The organism is Candidatus Dadabacteria bacterium (genome assembly GCA_026708565.1).
Classification (GTDB): domain Bacteria; phylum Desulfobacterota_D; class UBA1144; order Nemesobacterales; family Mycalebacteriaceae; genus Mycalebacterium.
This window is the reverse complement of the sequence record JAPOUR010000041.1, coordinates 1-18981: the sequence shown is the minus strand read 5'-3', so window position 1 is coordinate 18981 and position 18981 is coordinate 1. Positions and strand designations below refer to the sequence as shown.

General features: G+C 51.9%; 17 protein-coding genes. 5 read left to right on the top strand and 12 right to left on the bottom strand.

Annotated features, from left to right (window positions below):
* Both OXF42_05430 and uvrB read right to left on the bottom strand, forming a co-directional pair.
* Window positions 1–447 (bottom strand): ribosome maturation factor RimP, encoded by a 447-nt coding sequence (locus tag OXF42_05430; GenBank protein ID MCY4047532.1) that lies wholly within the window; start codon window positions 445–447, stop codon window positions 1–3.
* 119 nt (window positions 448–566) lie between these two features.
* Window positions 567–2570 (bottom strand): excinuclease ABC subunit UvrB, encoded by a 2004-nt coding sequence (gene uvrB / locus OXF42_05425; GenBank protein MCY4047531.1) that lies wholly within the window; start codon window positions 2568–2570, stop codon window positions 567–569.
* A gap of 70 nt (window positions 2571–2640) precedes the next feature.
* Here uvrB and OXF42_05420 point away from each other — a divergent pair, with 70 nt between their 5' ends.
* Both OXF42_05420 and OXF42_05415 read left to right on the top strand, forming a co-directional pair.
* Complete coding sequence (locus OXF42_05420; GenBank protein MCY4047530.1) at window positions 2641–3978, top strand: DUF4325 domain-containing protein; 1338 nt, start codon at window positions 2641–2643, stop codon at window positions 3976–3978.
* Between the two features lie 23 nt (window positions 3979–4001).
* Complete coding sequence (locus OXF42_05415; GenBank protein ID MCY4047529.1) at window positions 4002–4319, top strand: nucleotidyltransferase domain-containing protein; 318 nt, start codon at window positions 4002–4004, stop codon at window positions 4317–4319.
* 112 nt (window positions 4320–4431) lie between these two features.
* On the opposite strand, the gene OXF42_05410 is transcribed toward OXF42_05415, so the two are convergent.
* The 6 genes from OXF42_05410 to OXF42_05385 form a co-directional block, all read right to left on the bottom strand.
* A complete protein-coding gene (locus OXF42_05410; GenBank protein ID MCY4047528.1) occupies window positions 4432–5406 on the bottom strand; it encodes a hypothetical protein in 975 nt (324 codons plus the stop codon).
* Window positions 5403–5852 carry a hypothetical protein gene (locus tag OXF42_05405; GenBank protein ID MCY4047527.1) on the bottom strand — a complete coding sequence of 150 codons (450 nt, stop codon included), beginning with the start codon at window positions 5850–5852 and terminating at the stop codon, window positions 5403–5405. The genes OXF42_05410 and OXF42_05405 overlap by 4 nt, the downstream gene beginning before the upstream one ends.
* Before the next feature lie 322 nt (window positions 5853–6174).
* Window positions 6175–7830, bottom strand: coding sequence for a hypothetical protein (locus tag OXF42_05400; GenBank protein MCY4047526.1), 1656 nt, complete (start codon window positions 7828–7830; stop codon window positions 6175–6177).
* A 15-nt stretch (window positions 7831–7845) separates the two neighbouring features.
* Window positions 7846–9246 carry a glycosyltransferase family 87 protein gene (locus OXF42_05395; GenBank protein ID MCY4047525.1) on the bottom strand — a complete coding sequence of 467 codons (1401 nt, stop codon included), beginning with the start codon at window positions 9244–9246 and terminating at the stop codon, window positions 7846–7848.
* A gap of 89 nt (window positions 9247–9335) precedes the next feature.
* Window positions 9336–10793 carry a hypothetical protein gene (locus OXF42_05390; protein MCY4047524.1) on the bottom strand — a complete coding sequence of 486 codons (1458 nt, stop codon included), beginning with the start codon at window positions 10791–10793 and terminating at the stop codon, window positions 9336–9338.
* Between the two features lie 294 nt (window positions 10794–11087).
* Window positions 11088–11267: a hypothetical protein gene (locus OXF42_05385; GenBank protein ID MCY4047523.1), complete on the bottom strand. Its 180-nt coding sequence runs from the start codon at window positions 11265–11267 to the stop codon at window positions 11088–11090.
* 272 nt (window positions 11268–11539) lie between these two features.
* On the opposite strand from OXF42_05385, the gene OXF42_05380 reads away from it, so the two are divergent.
* Entirely contained in the window at window positions 11540–12322 is a 783-nt protein-coding gene (locus tag OXF42_05380) for a type IV toxin-antitoxin system AbiEi family antitoxin (GenBank protein MCY4047522.1), read from the top strand.
* Window positions 12319–12975 carry a nucleotidyl transferase AbiEii/AbiGii toxin family protein gene (locus OXF42_05375; protein ID MCY4047521.1) on the top strand — a complete coding sequence of 219 codons (657 nt, stop codon included), beginning with the start codon at window positions 12319–12321 and terminating at the stop codon, window positions 12973–12975. Before OXF42_05380 ends, OXF42_05375 begins: the two co-directional genes overlap by 4 nt.
* A 231-nt stretch (window positions 12976–13206) precedes the next feature.
* Here OXF42_05375 and OXF42_05370 read toward each other — a convergent pair whose 3' ends face one another.
* The 4 genes from OXF42_05370 to OXF42_05355 all read right to left on the bottom strand — a co-directional run bounded on the left by OXF42_05370 (window position 13207) and on the right by OXF42_05355 (window position 17162).
* Window positions 13207–14865, bottom strand: coding sequence for a hypothetical protein (locus OXF42_05370; protein MCY4047520.1), 1659 nt, complete (start codon window positions 14863–14865; stop codon window positions 13207–13209).
* Window positions 14858–15463 carry a hypothetical protein gene (locus OXF42_05365; GenBank protein MCY4047519.1) on the bottom strand — a complete coding sequence of 202 codons (606 nt, stop codon included), beginning with the start codon at window positions 15461–15463 and terminating at the stop codon, window positions 14858–14860. The genes OXF42_05370 and OXF42_05365 overlap by 8 nt, the downstream gene beginning before the upstream one ends.
* Before the next feature lie 26 nt (window positions 15464–15489).
* Window positions 15490–16527, bottom strand: coding sequence for an NAD-dependent epimerase/dehydratase family protein (locus OXF42_05360; protein ID MCY4047518.1), 1038 nt, complete (start codon window positions 16525–16527; stop codon window positions 15490–15492).
* 65 nt (window positions 16528–16592) lie between these two features.
* Entirely contained in the window at window positions 16593–17162 is a 570-nt protein-coding gene (locus OXF42_05355; protein MCY4047517.1) for a Spy/CpxP family protein refolding chaperone, read from the bottom strand.
* 113 nt (window positions 17163–17275) lie between these two features.
* On the opposite strand from OXF42_05355, the gene cobA reads away from it, so the two are divergent.
* Complete coding sequence (cobA, locus tag OXF42_05350) at window positions 17276–18817, top strand: uroporphyrinogen-III C-methyltransferase (protein MCY4047516.1); 1542 nt, start codon at window positions 17276–17278, stop codon at window positions 18815–18817.
* Window positions 18818–18981 lie beyond the last annotated feature (164 nt).

Here is an 18981-nt window from a genome sequence, read left to right as displayed (position 1 = left end):
TTATAACTCCCTCTGCAAATTTGCTTTTTCAATGCTCTCAAACGGTATTGAGAACGTCCCGGCATCCTCGCCGGTTATCTTCACAAACCCTCCGTCCGTCCCGTCTATGCGGCCTATAAACACTCTGCGCCCCTGCCGCTCCTCTTTTGTTCTGACCTTCACTCTTCTGCCGCAAAACCTGTCGTAATCTCCCGGCTTCTTAAGCGGCCTCTCCACGCCCGGAGACGAAACCTCAAGGTTGTATGAAGAGCCAAGTATGCCCTCAACGTCAATCAAAACCGCCATTTCTCTGCTGAACTCCGCGCACTGCCCGACGCTCACCCCGCCGGGGCCGTCAATGAAGACCGCCACATTGCGACCGGAAACCCGCAAGTCCACAATCTCAACGCCGGACTGCGCGGCGACCTCTTCCGCCATTTCCGACAGTTTTTCAATAATCTCCGTCATTCTTTCCGGCCCCGACCGCCGACCATACAAAAGCGGGCGCATGGCCCGCTTCCGCAAAAACAGCGATGTGCTTGGCGTTTATTCTACACAAACGGCGGAGTTAAGCAAGGCGGACACGCTCACTTCTTCATATCCGCGATGTACTTGGCCTCCATCTCTTTGAGCGTCTTTATCCGTTTTTTGAGGTGGGCCGCTTTTTCAAATTCAAGGTCGTCCGCGCTTTTTTTCATCTCGGCGGTGAGCGTTTTAATTTTGGAGGGAATTTTTTCCGGCGCCACGGATTGCGCGTCATCCTCTCCTTCAACAGCCGGATAGTCCGCCTCGCACACAAGCCCCATAGCGCCGCGCAGGTTTTTCTTGACCGCCGAGGGGGTTATGCCGTTCTCTTTGTTGTATCTGACCTGTATCTCCCTGCGCCTTTCGGTCTCCTTCATCGCCGCGTCCATGGAGGGCGTTACCTTGTCTCCATACATAATCACCCTGCCATTGGTGTTTCTCGCGGCCCTGCCGAACATCTGAATAAGCGCCGTCTCACTGCGGAGGTATCCCTCCCTGTCCGCGTCAAGAACGGCGAACAGGGCAACCTCCGGTATATCCAGCCCCTCGCGGAGAAGGTTGATTCCCACAAGAACCTCAAACTCCCCGCTCCGCAGGTCGTTGATGATGCGGACGCGTTCAAGCGTCTCTATCTCCGAGTGCATATAGCGCACTTTCACGCCCGCCTCCCTGTAGCAGTCCGTAAGGTCTTCCGCCATCTTCTTTGTGAGCGTGGAGACCAGAACCCGCTCGCCGCGCCCGTTGGCAATGCGAATCTCCCCCAGCAGGTCGTCAACCTGTCCGCGCGCGGGCCTGACCTCAACCGCAGGGTCTGCCAGACCCGTTGGGCGTATGATCTGTTCCGCCACCGCGCCGCGGGAAACGTTCATTTCGTAGGCGGCGGGAGTGGCGGACACATACAGGGTTTGCCCCACCCTGTTTTTGAACTCGTCAAAATTCAGCGGGCGGTTGTCAATCGCCGAGGGAAGCCGGAAGCCGTGCTCAACAAGGGTTTCCTTGCGGCTTCTGTCTCCGGCGTACATGCCGCGAATCTGCGGTATTGTCTGGTGGCTTTCATCTATCACGCAGACAAAGTCGTCGGGAAAGTAGTCAAGCAGGGTAAACGGCGGTTCGCCCTCCTCCCTGCCCGACAGGTGGCGCGAATAGTTCTCTATGCCCGGGCAGAAACCCATGGTCTCAAGAAATTCAATATCTCTTGACGTGCGCTCGGAGAGCCGGTCTTTGCGCTCAATCATGCCGCGTCTCTCAAAATGCCCCGCCCTGCCCTCAAGTTCACCCTTTATCCCATCTATCGCGGCGAGAAGTTTTTCTCTGGGGGCGACATAGTGGGATGCGGGATAGAACGCCGCCTTGTCCATACGGCGGAGAACCGCCCCCGTTTCGCGGCTGACGGCGCTTATACTCTCAACCGTGTCGCCGAAAAATTCCACCCTCACCACCTCATCGTCCCCGTGGGACGGCATAACGTCAACCACATCGCCACGGACTCTGAAGGTTCCCCTCGCGGGGGCGTCGCCGCTTCTTTCGTATTGGATGCCCGCAAGGCGCGACACGAAATCGTCCCTGTCCGCCTGCGCGCCCTTTTCTATGAAACTCATCATTCCGTAGTAATCCTGCGGCGCGCCGATGCCGTATATCGCCGAGACGCTCGCCACCACCACAATGTCGCGCCGTTCAAAAAGCGCGGTTGTGGCGTCGTGGCGCAGTTTGTCTATGTGGTCGTTGATGGCGACATCCTTTTCTATGTAGGTGTTGCTCTGGGGAATATAGGCTTCGGGCTGGTAGTAGTCATAGTAACTTACGAAGTAGTGAACGGAGTTGTCGGGAAACAACTCCCTGAACTCCCCGTAGAGTTGAGCGGCGAGGATTTTGTTATGGGCGAGAATAAGGGCGGGGCGGTCAACCTCCGCAATGGCGTGGGCGACCGAAAATGTTTTCCCGCTGCCGGTAACGCCGAGAAGCACCTGATCGGAAACCCCGTCCCGAAGGCGCGAAACCACCTGCCTTATGGCTTCGGGCTGCCCGCCTGCGGGTTTGAAATCGCTGTGAACTTTGAATGCGCTCAAGTAACCTCCGAGGGAGATATTGTTGCTCATTGCGGCGGGGAGTTCAACAAGGGGGAGTTTGCTCAACTTCTTGCCATTGAAAGCCAATTTGGTATTTTACGGCTATCTGTGGGTTACAAGACTGATGACAATGACTGATTCAGAGAAAAAAGGGCAAGTGGAACGCGAAGGGAATGTGATTAGCATAAGAGGACATGCTGACATTGACCTTCTGCGGGTCTTCTTGGCAACAGTTTATCAATGTTCTGAAGAAGAGCATAGCCTTATTATACTGGACTTCTCACTTGCTGATTTTGTTCACCAGCAGTTTATGGTTTCGGCATTGCCTCTGTTGGTAAAGTACAGGAAAGATGACAAGATTCAGTTCACATTGAAATTGCCGGAGCAGGAAGAGGCGGAAAAGTTGTTTCGCAATGCCAACTGGGCGCACTTTATTGCCCCGGAGGAATTTGAAAATTCTCCGCTGATAACGGAGACCCATCTGCCAGCGACCCGTTTTACCAACCATGATGAGCAAAATAAAGCCGTGGATGATACGCTGGAAACATTGCTGAATAATTACAAATTCAACAAAGACCAAACCAATGCCATTGAATGGTCATTGAACGAGATAACGGATAATGTGTTGACCCATGCCCAATCATCAATTGGCGGTATTGTGCAAGTTCAGGGACACATTGACCCGCCGCCTTATATTGAATTCATTGTCGCCGATGCGGGAATTGGCATTCGTCAAAGTCTGGGAATGGACAATGCGGAAGACGCGCTGAAGCGGGCAATTCAAGAAGGGGTTACGCGAGACAGCAAAGATAATGCCGGCAATGGTCTCTTCGGCACTTATCAGGTGGTAACCGTTTCCGGCGGCTGGTTTTGCCTTTCCTCCGACAAGGCGCAACTGAAAGGAAACAAAGAAAGTGGCATGAAAACCGACCCTTTTACAATACCGCACACAGGCACATCTGTCATTTGCCGTATTGATTTGCGCGATCCGGATTTGCTTGAAAAAGCCCTTGTCTTTGGCGGCGAGAAAAAGGAAGCATCGGGCTTCTATTGGAAGAACCGGTTTTCTGGCAATGATGATGTCATGAAATTTGTCATGGTCAAGGAATGCAACTACGGGTTTGGCTCGCGCCATAGCGGGCGCAAGGCAAAGAATCTCATTGACAATATCATCGCCAACACCGATAACGAGGTGATTGAGTTTGACTTTGAGGGAGTTCGCATAATCTCAAGCAGTTTTGCCGATGAGGTATTTGGACGTCTGTTTTATGATTTGGGAGCGGTGCAATTTATGCATCGCATCCGCTTCAGAAACATCACCCCGAACAATGCTTTGCTGATTGACAGGGCAATAGCCCAGCGCGCGGCTATCAACATCAACAATTCCGGCAACAAGAACAACCCGTGAATAACAGTCCCCCGCACGCTTTGTTGGACATACGGCCCGACCATCTGGCAATTGTGCGCGGCATCCTGCGCCGCCATGTGCCGGACAGGAAAGTGCTGGCTTTTGGCTCACGCGCAAAGCGAAAGGCAAAGAAATACTCGGACCTTGATCTCGCCGTTATAGGTGAACACCCGTTATCTCTGTCTGTTGAAGCATCGCTCGCCGAGGCGTTTGATGAATCAGACCTTGTATTCAAAGTTGATGTGGTGGACTGGGCAAAAACCGGCCCGGCGTTTCGGGAGATTATTACCCGCAGCGCGGTGGTTGTGCAGAACGGCAATGAAGGCGGAATTACCGCCTGATGAAATAATACGCTATATCAGACGGGAAACGCGCCTTGTCGCTGAGGTAGATGTGAACTCTGAATGCGCTCAAGTTAACCTCTGCGGGAGATATTGAAAAAACGGTTGCCTGTCATTTCTCATCCCTTATGCCAATTTTGCCGGTTGTGTCCTGCGCGAGATTGCGGAAAAAGAAACTTTGCCGATGACCAATATAAAGCGCGGTAAGGCGGGAGATCCAAACCTTGTCCACATCCTTCACATTCTCAAGGCGGGGAAGCGAAATCCTGTAGTTGGCCAAGGACCTATATATCTCCATACCGGGAGTAACCGCGCCTACAAGAATGGCAAACATAATCAAGCCCTTCAAAGTTCCGGCGGTAAAACGGTTGCCCCGGCTGTTGGACAAACTGTCCAAAACCACACACCAGAACACAAACAAAACGGGTATGGATGTCCGCATTGCTATGTCATTAAGAATTCCGACCTTATACAAGGGCAGGATTGCGAGAATAATCAACAGCGCTACAAGCAACCCTCTCCGTCCACGCGGAATTAGCAGTAGTGCACAGACGCCGACCAAAGCAAATTCAAACGCCAGAAAGGCGGCATAACGCGGCCACTGCCCCGTCTCGGTAAGCGTCCCGGCAAAAAACTCATATCCCATTGAAAGATTATTGGAGGAGATGTAAAGGAACACGGTCAGCAACAGCAAAGCGCTGCCGGCCTGTTGCAACAGCGCGGAGGGCGGCAGAACCGCCGTGCGAATATACTGCGGCATGAGCGCAAACCATACAATAATTAACAACGCGAGGCCCAATGCCGAAAAGAAAGACCAGAGGAATATACAGGCGCCAAGCAACATGCTGTGCCTGTAGAATCCGGCTTCATCCTTCATCTGCATAAAAAGCGCCGCGCCCAGCCAGCCGGGAAGCCCATGTTGCGGCACCCAGTAAAGCAGGGTTGACATGCTTGAAAACTGAAAATACTGCATTCCCGCCGCAAACTCTATGTGCTGTCCAAGCGGCGGAGATTGAGGGTGATAGATATGCCAAATAATAATGTCCATGCCGCTGAGAATGACAAACAGCGGGGCCAGCAACTTCACCCCCCCCGCACAAAGCGGACAAACCAGAGCAGAGTCAGATATGCCCCCGCCAGTGTCCATGTGAACAGGGCGACATTCGCCGCCGCCCAGCCGAAAACCTTGCCAAAAGCGGCGGCGGGCAGATGGTAGCCGATGGTATAAACCAGAGTCCTGTCGGCATCAAACAGAGCGGGCCACTCGGAAAAAATCAGCATCTTGAATATGGCGTTGTGTTTTTCATAGTCCCAGTTCTGATAGCCAAACCCGCCCGCGCCGCTGGTGGCAGTCCACAGGAGGGCGACAATACCGCAAATCACCAGCGCCTTGCGGTTCGGCCTGACATTCGCCTTGATTTCACCGCCCCATTGAACCAGAAGAAAAACCAGCAGGGCGGACAAAGGCAGGGCGTAGATAAGTTTCAGCCAGCCGAACAGGAAAATGAGCATGGGCAGGGCCAGATAGGCCAAAGTGATGTGAACCAAGTTGCCCCTCTTTATTTGATTCCATGTCTGCGTCAGACACGAAGCAAACCCCGAATTCACATCCGTATCTGAAGGCGGCGCGGGCTGCCCCGGCGGATATTTCTCTACTTGTTGCGGACTCTCGGCAGGGGGCACGGATTGGCGCGGCGTCTTTCGTCCAGCGAAATTCCTCTTTTTCTTTTTACCCATCTTTTTTACTTTCTCTTTCCACTATACCTGAATCTAACAAGTATAACTTCTCAACACTCAGACAACGGAGATGGCAAACCTTCCACCGCCTATTAATCCGGTCATGTCCATGCAGGTCCTACCGCCTGATGAAATAATACGCTATATCAGACGGGAAACGCGCTTTGTCGCTGAGGTCGTAACGGTCATAATGGCGCAAATTGCAGTAAGCAAGATGGGTTGGTGGCATACTGTAACCAATGAATGTCGTATCCTTGAAAAACACTATCAGTTTGGGACCGCTTGAATCCAGCATTTGACAGTATTCCAAAGAGTTCCTCGGCAGGCCGAATTTGTCGGGGAATTTGGCTTTATGTAGCAATCCTTTAATGGTGATACTCACTGAAACTGCAACACTTGGAAACCTGTGCTTGTGCTGATTCAACTTGACATGCACATAATCGTTGTAGGGCGCAAGGAAATCACCCTTCTCCAAGCCATGCTGGTCAAGCAATGCGCTCAGGTTTTGAACCGTCGGCACCATATAGTGGTGTCTGGGTTTCGTCCACAATTCCGTTACTGCGGGAGACATAAACAACAATGCGGGAATAACAGCGATTACTTTATAACGAAACAAGAAACGGAGATAATGTTTGTCATAAACCAAAGCAAAAAGAGACATCGCCCCAATGCCGATAAACGGAAGAAGGAATTGAGCGTAATGAGGCCAGAAATGCCTTGTGACAATCACCGCAAAAATGGAAAACGGCGCTATTATCGCCAATGTCAGCAACTCAAAGGAGGCCGCCTTCTTTTTATAGAAACGACCCGCCAGCCCTATAAGGAAGAGGACGACAAAAACCGTCCACGAGAAAAACAGCAAGGTGGAAAACAGCCCCATTCTTTTATAGATAACAATCATCCACTTCCAAATCCATTCCATACCCTCAGGGAAAACCTTCTCCCTCATTACCTCAATTCCGGCAATGAACGAACCTAATTCCCCGGTGATGACATAAGGCAAAACATTGACGCACAGCAAAAACAAGCCCACACATGTGTTCCACAAAAGAAACAGTTTGGCGACTGAACGGTAATCTATCCTGCCATCCCCATTGTCAATCTGTGCCGCCATTGATACCCATAGAGGAATCAAGCCAATGAAAGCAAACAGATAGGGACGAAGTCCAACTGCTAAACTCGCGCAGAAGCAAGCTACCAAAAACACCGCCGTCCCTGGGTCTACACCGGACCGCCCCACACTACGCTTCATCAAAACCGCCGCCACTAAAGCCATAGACACCGTCAGCGTGTTGATGTGATGGGGTTCATGTGCAGGTACTGAGGATAGATACAGCGTGAACACACCTCCATACAGCCCCGCATAAAACCCCAGTTGCCCGGGAAACCCTCTCGTCGGCGAAAAAACATCGCGCACAATGACATAGACGGAGTATGCCCCTGCCAAACAGGCACCCATGCTCATCAAATACCAGACCTTGTAACTTCCCAACAGGGCCGGAAGGGAAAAAAGCAACTGGATTACGAGCAGTTTGTCATCAAACAACTGCTGTGTCCATATCATTACCCCTTCGGTCAGATGTTGCCCCAGAAACATAAAAGTGGAAATATCCGGATTTCCATGCCAGCCATCTGAACTCAGCCGCATCGCCCAATCCCACAGCACCGCAAGAATGATTATTAATGCGGGGAGAATGGCGCCGATTTGCACACCGGACGATTTAGTTTTGATTTGACGATGCTGACGCCTGACTGTCTTTTGTTTCTTACCCACAAATGCCTCTCATAATCATGTCTCTTTTGTGGAACCGTCCGCAGTCACCGGTTTATACAAATACCGTAATTTGTATATCACGCAACCGGTCATCACAATAAAAAGGCCGAGTCCGGGTATCCATTGCGGAAAGCAAACACCCGAAAAACGTTCCGCGCAACTGCCTGTTATCCAGCGCGGAAGCGACATACCGGAAAGTAGTTGCTCAAAGGCGAATGCCTGAAACTGGTTCATTATCAAACCCACAGTGATAAACAAGAGAATTTTTCTCTCCTTGCGGGTGGCATTTGTCCACAGATAGGAAAGGACAGGCAACAAAACCAGAACGCATACCAGCGAATAGTGATATGCCAGTTCCGGCACGGCCACCATAAACGGTATGTAAAACAGGAGCCCTGCAAAAACAGACTCTTTTCTCACAGTAGACTTCGGCATTTTTACCGCATCAAAACAGAACATTGCAAACAGCAACAGTCCCCACAGCGGCATGGCAACCGCCTTGAGTGGCCACCCCAAGCCAAATAGCTCTCCGAAATGAAACAATGTATTGGCCATGCTGCTGTTTGCACCGGTTTTGAACATTGAAACTCTGGTCGATGTGGTCCATTCAAACCACTCCATCCACAAGTTGGGGGCAATGAGTATCAAGCAAATTAAAAAGCCGCCAAGGGAAACAAGGTTCCGCCAGCGGCGCATGGCAACAAGCGGCAGAACCATAAGGATGGGGTAAACCTTGAATGAAATGGCAACCGCCAGAAATAAACCCGCAAGAATTTCCTGGCGTTTGGATTCCTTTGTCAGAAAATACACTCCAAGACTTGTAAGCAAAATAACAAAACCGTCTAAATTCCCCCTGTCAAAAAGGAAATGGAACGGGAAACTAAACATTGGAATCAGTACGATGAGCAACAACATTGCCTTGTTTTCAACCCGATTAATAGAGAGGGTAAATACCCTGTGCATGAGAAATATAGACGCTACAACAGACACAAAGGTCAGTAATGATATGAACACACTTGCCAATGAATGAGAAATATAGGTGAGCGGTATGTTCAATATAGCCGGTATGGGAGGAAAAGGATAAGGAGCGTATTTTTGTTGTAGGGTGTCATACGGATTGATTCCCGTAAGAATTTCCCCTGAAGCCCGGTAAATTATTCCGTAATCATATCCAAACTGCATCTTGTATATAAAATAGAAGTGCTTCTGAGCCAGACTGTGAAACAACAGAACCAACCCCATGGAAAGGATGGTAATAAAAAGGAAAACAGCAAGCGGCGGCTTGGTTTTCAGGTGTAAGAGGATACCTTCCAGCATGCCATGGCCGACATCCAAATCCGCCTTATCAGTTTGCGCAGGAGGGTATGCATGTGGCACGATTCGCTCGCCAGACTTCCTCTTTTCTATTTTACCCATCTTTTTTCCTTTCTCTTTCCACTATGCCGGAATCTAACAAGTATAGATTCTCAACATGCGGACAATGGAGATAGCAAACCTTCCACCGCCTATAATCCATGCCGTCTGATGAAATAATACGCCACATCAGAGGGAAACCGGGCTCTGTCGCTGAGGTCATAACGGTCATAGTTGCGGAAATTGCAGTTTGCGAGATGGCGCGAAGATATTTCCTGCCTCAAATACTCAAAATACCCCAAGTACTCCATATACTTGAAAAACACGAGCATTTTGGGGCCTCGTTCATCCAGCATTTTGCAATATTCCCGAGAGTCTGTCGGAATACGAAAATGCGGAGGTATATTCACTTCCTGCCACCACCCGCGAACGGTAATATCTGTGGAAAGCGCGGCATTCTGAAACCCATGCCTGTCTTGATTTAACCTGACATGGACATACTGATTGTATGGAGCGAGAAAATCGCTTTTGTCCAAGTTGTGCCTGTCAAGCAACGCGATAAGGTTTTGAACCGTTGGAACCATATAATGATCATGAAATTTTGTCCGCAATTCTGTGAGCTGAGGGAACACAAAAAACAACGCCGGAATAACGGCAATTGCTTTGTAACGGAACAGAAAGCGGAAAGTCCGTTTGCCGTCCAGCAAAACGAAAAGAGACGCCGCTCCGATGCCGATAGACGGCGCAAAAAAATGCGTGTAATGATTCCAGAAATTCTTCGCAAATGTCATCCCAAGAATGGAAAACGGCATTATCGCCGTCAGCATCAGCAAATCAAAGGCGACCGCCCTGTTGTATAAACGGTTCGCCGCCCCCGTCAGAAAGAGAATGAGAAAAGCCGCCCACGAGAAAAACAGCAAAGTGGAAAACAGTCCCAACTTGTTATACACAACGGTCAACTCACTCAAAATCCACTCCCAACCGTAGAGAGCAATCCTTTGATCCATCATTTCAATTCCGGCGGTAAATGAAGCCCATTCCCCGGTAACAATATAGGGCAAAACATTAACGGACAGCGCAAACAGCCCGACGCATGCGTTCCAAACAAAGGCAAACCAGACGGTTGAACGGTATTTTATCCTGCCGTTTTCACCGTTGAGTTGAGCCGATATTGAAATCCACAAGGGAATTAAACCGACAAACACCAGCAAATACGGACGAAGCCCGACCGCCACACTCGCGCAAAAACAAGCCAGAAACAATATAGCCGTCTTCCGTTTTTCACCGGAATGCGCTGTTGTTAAATACCGTTTTGTTAAAACCGCCGCGATTAAAGCCATGGACACAGCCGACGCGTTTATGTGATGGGGCCAATACGCAACCGAAAAAAGATACAGCGTGAAAACACCGCCATAAATCCCGGCGTACCGACTCGTATTTCGCGAAAATCCCCTCGCCTCCGAAAACATATCCCGCATTATGGCATAAACGGAATACGCCCCAATCAGGCAGAATCCCATGCTCATCAAATACCAGACATTGTAACTGTTGAAGAGAGCCGGAAACGCAAAAAGAAACTGAACTATAAGCGGTTTAGTTTCATAAAACACTTGCGTCCAATTCAAAATTCCTTCCAGCAACCTTTGTCCGACAAACATAAAAATTGAAACATCCGAGTTTTCATGCCAGCCATCTGATAGCAACCGTGTCATCCAATCCCAAAACACCGCCAGAACAATGATTAGCGCCGGGAGAACGGCAAAAACAACATCGTATCGCCCGCCGGACGGCTTTCTATCGGCTCTTGTGCGTCGCTGATTTTGTTCGGCGCCGGATTGAGAGCCGGACGGTTCCGTTTTGACTTGATGACGCCTTTTTGTTTTTCTTTTCTTTCCCATCTTCTTTTATGCAGAAAACCCCGCTCCTCCGTCCGTCCGTTGCTCCGCCGTCTGCGCGGCGGCCTTGTCAACCCCGGTGTGTTTATCCGCTTCCGGCGCGACCTCCGGCGAACCCTTTGCCACTTCTTGCGGATTCTCATCAGGGGGGGCTGGCTGACGGCGTTGTCTGCGTTTTGTCTTAGCCATGGTGTTAAGTCGCTGAAACAGAATACTTTGTTAGTTCGGGAGGCACAACACCGAACCACCGGCCTTTACACGAAACAACAGGCAGACAGAGCGCAACCGCCTCGCTGAAACCTGTCAGCGCAGACAGGCGGACCAGGAAGGATATGCGGTCTTTATCAGTTTCAAATGCAGACTCCAGTGAGCCGGAGGTAGTCCGAAACCCCCTTTTTGTCGTTTTCGCTTGCATAAAACATCATTTTCCGTTACTTTACGCAAGCGAAAGCGGAAAACATATGGCGGCAAGAGATCTAACTGAAATGCTGGCCTCAAGGGGGCGTAGCAGTTTCGTCTCAAAAGAGGCATGCGAAGCGCTCAAAGTCTCTCCGGAAGCGGGCAGACAGGCTTTATATCGGCTGACAAAGCAGGGGAGGATTGCGTCTCCGGCACGCGGATTCTATGTTATCGTTCCGCCTGAATACAGGTCTCTGGGATGCCTTCCGGCGGAACAATTCATACCGGATTTGATGCGGCAAAAGGGGCTGGTTTATTACGCCGGCTTATTGACCGCCGCGCAGTATTACGGGGCGGCGCACCAGAGGCCGCAGGAGTTTCAAGTCTTCCTGCAAAAGAATCACAGGCCAATCCGTTGCGGCAAAGTAAAAGTCAAGTTCATCGCCAAGAAGAACATCAATGAAGTCCCGACCCGCAAGCGCAATACGCCCTGCGGTGAGTTGAGGATATCCACGCCGGAAGTTACCGCCATTGATCTTGCGGGTTACCCGCAACACGTTGGCGGATACAACCATGTAGCCACCGTCCTTGCCGAATTAAGCGACGAAATAGACCCTGCGGCATTGGCGGAAGTTGCGACAACCGCGCCGGTTGCATGGACCCAACGCCTCGGCTATTTGCTGGAACTTGTCGGAGCAACGGATATTTTGACGGAAATTAGAAAGTATGTTCACGAAAATGCGCGGGAATACATCAATCTTATTCCGGGCAAGACCGATGCCGGAGACCCGCGTCTGGGTGACTGGAAACTAATCATGAATGACAGGCCGGAGCCTGACACATGATTCCGCGCGGCTACATTACGGAGTGGCGCGCCAATGCGCCGTGGGTGGATGACTCGCAAGTTGAACAAGACCTTGTTATAAGTCGCGCCTTGCTCAACATTTACTCCAACAAAACACTCCATGACACCCTTGATCCATGGTTGGGAGAACCAGCCTATAAACAGAGCAATGCGCGCATCACTTACAAGTATCGGTTTGAATCCGAAGACGGGCGACCGATGCGGCTGAAACTTGAAATCAACACAAGGGAACACCTTACAGTTGAAGGCTTGAAAGAGTTCCCGTTCGCGGTGGACTCACGATGGCATAGAGGGTCGTGCTCCATCCGCACTTACGAACTGAACGAATTATTGGGCACTAAACTTCGCGCGCTTTATCAGCGAAAGAAAGGACGGGACCTCTTTGATCTTGCAATCGCTCTTGACCATAAGGATGCCGTCCCCCGAAAAATCATTGAGAGTTTTCACAGATACATGGATTACGGAGGGAACAAAGTGACCAGAAAGCAATTTGAAGACAACCTTGCCCAAAAGTTGAAGGATAAGACCTTCACCGATGATATTAAGCCGCTATTGGTTTCGGGTTACAATTGGGATGCCAACACCATGTCAGAAAAAGTCAACAAATCGCTACTATCTCTGATTCCCGGCTGAAACAACACCTAACTACCGGCCTTTACACGAAATAACAGGCAGACAGAGCGCAACCGCCTCGCAGGTAGCAACTCTTCTGCAAGCGGGCTGTGAAGTCCGGAGGATGAGCCCCGATTTTTCTTGATTGGTTCTTGATTGTCAGGGCTGCAGAGCAATGCGGCAACGGGATGCTTTGCATCTTTGCGATTTCTCTTTTTACTCATCTTTCCGCCCGTCTTTCCGCTCCACCGGTCAGGGCCGTGCGTCCACGCCGCCCCGCCGCCGGGCAATGTGGCGGCTGAAAAAGGAATCCAGCCTTCCGAGATATCTTTCAGTGTCTATGTTGGGATTGTTTACCATGCTCTCCAGTTTGACTTCGGTCCGCCAACTTCCTCTTCTGTGGATTGTGTTAAGAGCGGTGTTCGCCTCAACAAACGGCGTCCATGCGCCGACCGCCAACAGCACAAGGGTATAACCTGCCAACTTTCCAAACCTTTTGTTATCTTCAATCAAGCCATGCGATTCCAGCATCCGGATGGCGGCAAGCATGAGAATAAAAACAAAGGGAATGGATGCATTTTTCTGCATGTCGCCGTCCCAAAGCCAGAACAGAGCGCACACGGCGGGCAGAGAGAGCAAAAACATCCACTCCAAATCTCTTCCGAGAAAACGCCCTTCCACCCGCCGTTTCAAGAGGCGGTTCGCCGCAAATACCACACCCCAAAGCAACCCGAATTCCAACAGAATAAACACGGGGAAAAACCCAAACCGTTGGCCCGATAGAAATTCAAACCCGCTTGCTACTTCCCCCGAACCCAGATAGGCGAGAAGACAGAAAGCAAAAGGAAGAACGCACAGGTTTTCGGGGGCGGTCAGAGGGCGGCGCCACTCTCCGGGCTCCCTTATTTTCGCAAACCACCAGAGGGCGGAGAGAACCGCGATGCCAAACGCCGTCATAACTGACCACAGCATTCCTATTGAGGCAAGAAAAACACACCCCCTCACGGAACTTCCACGGGCGATGCCGCTCATAAGCAGGGAGACAATCAGCCAACTTGAAAACGCATGCTGAGGCAACCAGTTGATTCCCACGAGATTGGAAGGGATTTGTTTTCTCGGAATTTCCAGCCGCGACCACTCCTCAAGATGGTAGTTAAAGAGACCCCTGTTTTCGCCGAAAAGAAAAACACCCATCATATCCAGCCCTGAAAAGAGGAAAAAGAGAGCAATTATCCACTTGGCGGTTGTGCGGGAAAAAACAAAGACCCACAACAGTGAAAGAAACACGCCCAAGACCGTCCAGACAAACAACACCTGATTTGCAACGGAGAAGCCGAACAGTTTGCCCGCAAGTGCGGCGGGCAGATAGTAGCCGGTGTAGTAAACAAGAGTATGCCGGATTCCTTCCGCCTCAATCATCACGGGCCACTGTTCAAGGGAAAGGTAAGACAGCATCGCGTTGTGCTTGTGCCAGTCCCATGTCTGATGCCCCCATCCGCCCGCTCCAAGAAGGCTTGAAACCGCAAAGGCAACAAACAAGCACAAGGCGATGTGCCTGAAGGAAATTACCGAAGGGAGCGGTATCAGGTCTGAAGTCCGCTCTCCGGGCGGGAACTTGGCGGAGTTTTTGAAATAAAACCAGACCGCCGCAAGCAACAGAACAGCGCAAGGCAGAGACCAGACCGGGCGGAGATGCCCCAGAATGAAAATAAACGCCGGAAGCGCAATGTAACAGACGGTTGCCCGCTCAAGCAGGACGGTAAAAGCCCCCTTGTCAATGCCGGAGGCCCTTCCTCCTCCGTCCGTCCGTTGCTCCGCCGTCTGCGCGGCGGACTTGCCAGCCCCGGTGTGTTTATCCGCTTCCGGCGCGGCGGGACGCTTTGTGTCGTTGCGGTTTCTCTTTTTACTCATCTTTCCGCCCGTCTTTCCGCTCCACAATGTTTGAGTCCAGAGAATATAACCTGCTCAGGACGCGAGCCACGGAGATAGTGAACCTTCCGCCGTCTGTTATCCGGTAGCGGCCGTTGCCGTAGACCACCCTCCCGGCGTCCAGTTGTTCGTTCAGGCGTTTTTCAATTCCCTTGCTCTTGGTGAAGTAAACATGGATGAACTCACCGCGAATTTCCTCTTTGGTCAATCCCCGCTCATTGCTATCCAGAAGGTTTATCAGATACAGAGTGACGGAACGGTCAAAGATGGCGGGGACCGTCAACCAGAAACAGGCGGCGGCGAAAAAGAACACAACCCCCGCGCCGATGGCTCCCGCAAGGTTCAGAACGGACTTCCTGTGCAGTAGCGCCAGCCCGACGGCCACCGCAGGAATACAGGCAATCAGTATCATCAGACACTCGGCAAGAACATTCCCGCCCGGCGCAACCTGACGTTTCAGGGTGAAAACCCCCACATAGAAGGCAACTCCCGCGCCTGCGGCCAGCAACATGCGCAACGCCTGAAACAACTGCGGCCTTGCGGCTTCGGGTGATTGTGCTGTCGTTTCTTTAACTTTCACGGCATCATCCCCGTGTTCCCGAAAAGTTACGAGAACCACTTTAACAGGCGAATGATACCCATTTTCGCCGCCTGTTTGTGCGCGGAGACATCCTTGCGCCCTTTTATATCGGCAAGGTTCTTATGGTAGTAGAGGTAGGCATTGTAGAGCATTTCCTCATTGGTAAGCGTGGGCTTCCATTGCAACTCCGCCTTGATCTTGCCTGTGTCAAAGACAAAATCCTCCGCAATCATCTTGTATTGATAAGGCCCCAAAAGTGAGACTTTAAGCCAGTAAGCCAGCCTCATGGCAAGAAGAGTCGGCGCCTTCGGCAGAGAGGCGACCCTGGAACCTGTTCCGGCTTTTTCAATTACATAGCCGTAAACATCCCGGAAAGAGCGGACATTGTCCGAACCGATGTTGAACACGCCGGATTTGTCGTGCCGTAGGGCGAGTTTGCAGGCGGTTATCAAGTCCCGTGCGCAGATGAACTGATAGATGTTGTCTCCCCCGCCGACAACCCAGACCTTTCTTCCCTCGTCTATGAACTCAAAAAGAATCGCCAGCAGTCCCAAACGGCCTTCATCCATGATCGTGGGGCAACGGAAAGTTACATTGATGAAGTCACCGGCATACTCCGCCAGAATCTTCTCTCCCTCCCATTTGGAAAGCCCGTATATCTCCGCCGGTTCCGGCTCGTCATCCTCCATGACCGGACGGCCGAAATTTTTCGCCCACAGGCAGTTGGATGAAGTAAAGACAACCCTCGGAATGCCGTGCCTTTTTGCAACCTCCGCTATGTTGCGGGTGCCGTCCACATTGGATGTCCACAGGAAGTTTTTGTCTTTGACCGCATGGGCAAGAATAGCGGCGCAATGAAATACCGCATCAAATCTGGTCTCCCTGCAAATCGCATCCAGCAGGGAGACGTCCCTTATATCCCCCCGAACGGCCTTCAGGCCGGGATGCCGGAAAGGGTCCCGCTCAAGGTCAATGCTTACACAGGCAAAACCTTCACGCAACAGGTCCTTCTTTAACAGGTCTCCGAAGAACCCGGCTCCGCCCGTAATCAGGATATTTTTCAATGCGAAAAGACGGGAACAACCCGGCCGCAATACCGAATGCGGCCCACTTTAACCCGTGCGGGGTGTCAGTGTTTCTTTTTGCCCCCGCAACCGCGCTTGCCCTTGCCTTTATGGGCCTTCATCAGCGTGAGTTCCTCTCTCTGGTCGGGAGTCAGAACCTCCCTCATCTCAAGGAACATTTCCAGTTTTGCGGCCTCCTTCTCCATCTTCGCTTCGTGCTTTGCCCGCCATACGGCCCTTATTTCGCCCGCAGTGGAAGAACCAGACATCTTCACCTTCTTGTAGGCGATTTTTGCCTCGGCAACCTTGTTGTAGGCGTCCATCACCTTCTCGCGGTGAGACTTGGATATCTCATCCAGAAGGGATACCTGACTGTCGTCAAGCCGGAGAACCTCTTTCGTGAAAGAACTTCTCCACCAGAACATACCGGCGGAGTGTTTCTTCCAGTGGCACTTCTTCTTGCACTTGCGGTGTTTTCCGTGATCATGGCCGTGTTCACGGTCCCCTTTCCCCATGAATTTTTCAAACCAGCCCTTCTTTGAGTGGTGGTCGCCGCAATCCGCAATAGCGGCGGGCGGGGAAACAACAATCATTGCGCAAACCGCGACAATGTAACAAACAAATTTTCCGTTCAATGTAAGCACCTCCTGCTGACTGGCAACTGCCGGAGGCAAGTGTAAAAACAAACTCCGCATTGTCAAGTTTGCGCTTGACAATAACACGCTCATTGTTATTGGTAATTGCCCCGATGAAAAGCGGAAAAAAAACCAAAAGCGCGGCGGCGGTGTGTCTGGTCGGCGCGGGGCCGGGAGACCCGGGCCTCATAACGGTCAAAGGCATGGAGGCGCTCCGGTCCGCCGATGTGGTCATTTATGACGCGCTTGCCAACAACTCCCTGCTTGAATTCGCGCCGGAAATAGCGGAATTCATCTTTGCGGGCAAGAAAAAAGGGTTCAAGGCGCTTGAACAGAAGGAGATAAACGCCCTGCTGATTGACCGGGCGGGGCGCGGGAGGAAAGTCGTCCGGCTCAAGGGGGGAGACCCGTTTGTTTTCGGGCGGGGGGGGGAGGAAGCCGGGGCGCTCATTGAGGCGGGAATTCCGGTGGAGATAGTTCCGGGCGTCAGTTCGGTTCACTCCGTCCCCGCATATTCGGGCGTCCCCCTCACGCACAGGGACTTTAACTCATCCTTTGCCGTGGTAACCGGCCATAAAAAGCCGGGCAAGCGGTCGCCTGTTGACTGGGAGGCGCTCGCGCGGATGGAGACGGCGGTGTTTCTTATGTCAGCGGGCAACATCGGGGAGATAGCGGACAAACTTATGGAAAAGAAAAAGCCGCGCAAAACTCCCGTGATGGTAACCGCGCGGGGAACAACGGGGCGGCAGAAAACGGTCATCGGGAAACTGGGCGACATAGCGGACAAAGTCCGCGCGGAGGGAGGCGGACTCGCGCCGGCGGTGGTGATGGTCGGCGGCGCGGTGGGCATGAAAAACCGCTTTAACTGGTTTGAGAAAAAACCGCTTTTCGGCAGAAAGATAACCGTAACCCGCCCGGCGGGGCAGTCGGCGGATTTCATAAACCTCCTTCAGCAGAAAGGGGCGGAGGTGTTCAGTTTTCCTTGCATAACAATCATTCCGCCCGCCTCATGGAAGCCCGTTGACAGACTGGCGGACAACCTCCGGTCATGCGACTTTCTGACTTTCACGAGCGCAAACGGCGTTGAGCGTTTCTTCTCGCGCCTTGATATGCGGGGGCTGGACGCAAGGGCTCTCGGCGGCGCGGGGACGGTGTGCATAGGGAGCAAAACCGCCGAAGCCCTGAGGCGGCGCGGAGTGCGGGCGGATATTGTTCCCAAAAAATACACCGCCGAGGGCGTCCTTGAAGAACTGAAAAAGAGCAATGTGCGCGGCAAAACCTTCTTCATTCCCCGCGCGGACATAGCGAGAGACGCCCTGCCGGAGGGGCTGTTGAAAATGGGCGCAAAGGTTGAGACCGCCGCCTGTTACCGGACGCGCGCCCCGAAATACTCAAAAAGCGAACTCGCGGCGGCGCAAAGGGAGGTCGCTTCTTCGGATGCGGTGGTCTTCACAAGTTCATCATCGGTAACGGGTTTTCTCGGCATATTGAAAAACGGAGCGGAAATTTTGCGCCGTGTGCCGGTCGCATGCATAGGGCCGGTAACGGAGCGGACTGTCAGGCGGGAGGGGCTGACCCCCTCGGTGGTGTCGGGCGTTCACACAACCGCGGGGCTTGCGGATGCAATGAGCGATTTTTTTTATGAAGGGGAATAGTCAACCCCCCGTCTTTCCTGCTCTCCCCCGTCTTGGTGGATTCTCAGGAATGACGGGAATGACGGAAAGACGGCTAATCAAAAAGTCATAAAAACCGCGTCCTTTTGATGTATAATGTCCTCAAGTCCGTTCTTCGGGGGCGGAAACTGCAAACTTCAAATCGG

What these genes read in the sequence shown, in the direction of transcription:
- OXF42_05430 (MCY4047532.1), bottom strand. Translation starts at nt 447, where the DNA reads ATGACGGAGATTATTGAAAAACTGTCGGAAATGGCGGAAGAGGTCGCC.
- OXF42_05395 (MCY4047525.1), bottom strand. Translation starts at nt 9,246, where the DNA reads ATGGGTAAAATAGAAAAGAGGAAGTCTGGCGAGCGAATCGTGCCACAT.
- OXF42_05385 (MCY4047523.1), bottom strand. Translation starts at nt 11,267, where the DNA reads ATGGCTAAGACAAAACGCAGACAACGCCGTCAGCCAGCCCCCCCTGAT.
- OXF42_05380 (MCY4047522.1), top strand. Translation starts at nt 11,540, where the DNA reads ATGGCGGCAAGAGATCTAACTGAAATGCTGGCCTCAAGGGGGCGTAGC.
- OXF42_05375 (MCY4047521.1), top strand. Translation starts at nt 12,319, where the DNA reads ATGATTCCGCGCGGCTACATTACGGAGTGGCGCGCCAATGCGCCGTGG.
- OXF42_05370 (MCY4047520.1), bottom strand. Translation starts at nt 14,865, where the DNA reads ATGAGTAAAAAGAGAAACCGCAACGACACAAAGCGTCCCGCCGCGCCG.
- cobA (MCY4047516.1), top strand. Translation starts at nt 17,276, where the DNA reads ATGAAAAGCGGAAAAAAAACCAAAAGCGCGGCGGCGGTGTGTCTGGTC.